The sequence below is a fragment of the Nocardia sp. NPDC058640 genome (genome assembly GCF_042716995.1).
Classification (GTDB): domain Bacteria; phylum Actinomycetota; class Actinomycetes; order Mycobacteriales; family Mycobacteriaceae; genus Nocardia.
This window is the reverse complement of the sequence record NZ_JBHXRG010000005.1, coordinates 240,512-244,157: the sequence shown is the minus strand read 5'-3', so window position 1 is coordinate 244,157 and position 3,646 is coordinate 240,512. Positions and strand designations below refer to the sequence as shown.

Sequence of the window (3,646 nt, the reverse complement as noted above, 5' to 3'; positions counted from 1 at the left end):
GATTACCCGACCCCTCGCATGACTGACGACCTCACACGAACTCCGAGTACGGAGTCACGTGTACTTCCCGACTAGCGTGTCGCGCGTGCACTACTGCCGTACAGGCATACGTTTTCCCCTTGTAGTTTCGCCGAGCCGACGTCCCGCGCGGCGTGGTACCCAACGGTCTCTGCTGCTAAACACCCCACCGACATTAGCCTGACAGCAAACTGCTGGCATACGAATTACAGGGAACGCACTAGTAACAATTCCTGGCGCGCCCACCACAAATTCAGACATTCCGCGCGAAACTACTATTTCGCGGATAGTCCTGCTCAGCAGCTCAGAGCGCTGACCGGTCACCGACGAAGACCCTGTACACACCCGGATCCCAACCAGATACGCGGGAAGAAATCTCAGACGATCCCCCGCAAAACAGGCCATTTTCTGGCAACCCCTGCCGAAACTGATCGATTGACCGAATCGGAGAATTCTCCATCACGTCACCAGGTGGCATCGCACGAAATCACCGGAGCGGGGCGACACATGGCTGAAGAGCCACACATCCAGATCTCGCGCGTGTCGCCCGGTCATATTGCCGAATCAACTCCCGCCAATACTAGGGGCTTGACTTATTCGCGGGTTCCAACTTCTCGAGACAACAAACTGGACATTCGCGGGGCGCGAAACAACTGAACAAATAGTTTGTTACACGCGAACAATACGGGCCCAAAGAATTCACCTTCAGCAACCCTGTCGCGACCCAACCGTCACCTGGCCCGCCCGAACGACAACGGGCCCCGCCGAACAGTTCGGCGAGGCCCGCTCTCGGGTGTCGATCAGTCTTCGTACGAGTCCATCGGCGGGCACGAGCAGACCAGGTTCCGGTCACCGAACGCACCGTCGATGCGGCGCACCGACGGCCACACCTTCGGGCGAGCGTGACCGATGCCGCGCGGGTACACGGCGGTCTCACGGCTGTACGGGTGGTCCCATTCGCGCACCAGGCTGGCCGCGGTGTGCGGGGCACCTCGCAGCGGGTTGTCGGTCACCGGCCAGACACCGGCGGCGACCTGGTCGATCTCGCCGCGGATGGCGATCATGGCCGCGATGAACTCGTCGATCTCCTCGAGGTTCTCGCTCTCGGTGGGCTCCACCATCAGGGTGCCCGCCACCGGGAAGCTCATGGTCGGGGCGTGGAAACCGTAGTCGGCCAAGCGCTTTGCCACATCGTCGACGGTGACACCGGTCTGCTTGGTGATCTCGCGCAGGTCCAGGATGCACTCGTGCGCGACCATGCCGTTCTCGCCGGTGTACAGCACCGGGAAGTAGGCGTCGAGGCGGCGGGCGATGTAGTTGGCCGACGCGATCGCGGTCAGGGTCGCCGCGCGCAGGCCCTCCGCGCCCATCATCCGGATGTAGGCCCAGGTGATCGGCAGGATCGACGCGGAACCGTAGTTGGCCGCGGACACCGCGTGCGAACCGGCCTCGAGGGGGTCACCGGGCAGGTACTGCGCCAGGTGCGCACCGACCGCGACCGGGCCGACGCCCGGACCGCCGCCGCCGTGCGGGATGCAGAAGGTCTTGTGCAGGTTCAGGTGGCTCACATCGCCGCCGAACCGACCCGGACGGGCAAGGCCGACAAGGGCATTGAGGTTCGCACCGTCGACGTACACCTGACCGCCCGCGTCGTGCACGAGCGCGCACAGCTCGGCGACCTCGTGTTCGTAGACGCCGTGGGTGGACGGGTAGGTGATCATGATGCAGGCCAGCCGGTCGGCGTGGTCGGCGATCTTGGCGCGCAGGTCGTCGAGGTCGACGTCACCGTTGGCCCGGCACTTCACCACCTCCACGCGCATGCCGACCATGGCCGCCGAGGCCGCGTTGGTGCCGTGCGCGCTGGACGGGATCAGGCAGGTGTCGCGGTGGTCGTCGCCGCGATCGAGGTGGTAGCGGCGGATCGCGAGCAGGCCCGCGTATTCACCCTGGCTGCCGGCGTTGGGCTGCAGGCTCACCGCGTCGTAGCCGGTGATCTCGGCCAGCCACTGCTCGAGGTCGGTGATGAGCTTGCGGATGCCCGGGGTGTCTTCCAGGGGCGCGAAGGGGTGCAGGCGGGCGAAACCGGGCCAGGTGATGGGTTCCATCTCGGCGGTCGCGTTGAGCTTCATCGTGCACGAGCCCAGCGGAATCATGCTGCGGTCCAAGGCAATATCTTTGTCCGAGAGCGCGCGCAGGTAGCGCAGCATCGCGGTCTCGGTGTGGTGGCGGGTGAAGGCCGGGTGGGTCAGGTAGTCCGAGGTGCGGGTCTCGATCGCGACCGGTTCGGTGCTGCCGCCCTGCTCGGGAGTCTGTGTGGTGCCGAAGGATTCGAGTACCGCGGCCACGTGCGCGTCGGTGGTGGCTTCGTCGCAGGCGATCGCGACGTGGTCGGCGTCGACCAGGCGCAGGTTGATGCCCTTCGACTTCGCCTTGGCGACAACGGCTTCCGCACCACCGGGGACCTGTGCGAGCACGGTGTCGAAGAAGGCGCCGTGCACGGCCGCCCCGCCCAGACCGGTCGCGACGGCGACAGCATGGGCGTGCACTCGACGCGCGATGGCGCGCAGGCCGTTGGCCCCGTGGTAGCTGGCGTACATGGCGGCCACGATGGCCAGCAGCACCTGGGCGGTGCAGATGTTGGAGGTGGCCTTCTCGCGGCGGATGTGCTGCTCGCGGGTCTGCAGGGCGAGGCGGTAGGCCAGGTCACCGTCGGCGTCCACCGACACACCGACCAGGCGACCGGGGAGCTGTCGGGCGAAGGCGGTGCGTACGGCGAGGTAGCCGGCGTGCGGGCCACCGAAGCCCATCGGCACACCGAAGCGCTGGGTGGTGCCGAAGCACACGTCCGCGCCCTGCTCACCGGGAGCGGTGATCAGCGTCATCGCGAGGAGGTCCGCACCGGCGGCGACCAGCGCGCCACGCTCGTGGGCGGCGGCGAACACCGGGGTCCAGTCGACGATGCGACCCGACGCACCCGGCGTCTGCACGATCACGCCGAAGAAGTCGCCCTCGGGCAGTTGCCCGGTGGACAGGTCGGCTTCGACGATCTCGATACCGAGGGGTTCGGCCCTGGTGCCGATGATGGTCTTGGTCTGCGGGAACAGGTCGGCGTCCAGCAGCAGCCGGTTCGACTTGGACTTGCCGGCGCGGCGCAGCAACGTCATCGCCTCGGCGGCGGCGGTGGCCTCGTCGAGCATGGAGGCATTGGCCACGTCCATGCCGGTCAGGTCCGACACCATGGTCTGGAAGTTGAGCAGCGCCTCGAGGCGGCCCTGGCTGATCTCGGGCTGGTACGGGGTGTAGGCGGTGTACCAGGCGGGGTTCTCGAGCAGGTTGCGCACCAGCACCGGCGGGGTGAGGGTGTCGTAGTAGCCCAGGCCGATCATCGAGGTGGCCACGGTGTTGGCCGACGCGAGCGCGGCCAGTTCGTCGAGTACCTCGTGCTCGGAAGCGGGGGCGGGCAGCGCACCGAGGCCGGACTCGTCCAGGATCGTGGCGGGCAGCGCCGTGGTCGCCAACGCGTCGATGGACTCGACGCCGATGGTCGCGAGGATCCGGGCGAGTTCGTCGGAATCGGGTCCGATGTGGCGGTCGGCAAACGAACGGGTCACGGCAGCAGCTCCAGGTC

At 66.9% G+C, this 3,646-nt stretch carries 1 protein-coding gene; it reads right to left on the bottom strand.

Annotation, left to right across the window (positions count from 1 at the left end; translation table 11 throughout):
- Nucleotides 1-818: 818 nt before the first annotated feature.
- The gene (gene gcvP, locus ACFWU5_RS10435) at nt 819-3,629 is read right to left on the bottom strand and encodes an aminomethyl-transferring glycine dehydrogenase (protein ID WP_379266888.1); all 2,811 of its coding nucleotides are present in this window, start codon (nt 3,627-3,629) and stop codon (nt 819-821) included.
- Nucleotides 3,630-3,646: the final 17 nt, after the last annotated feature.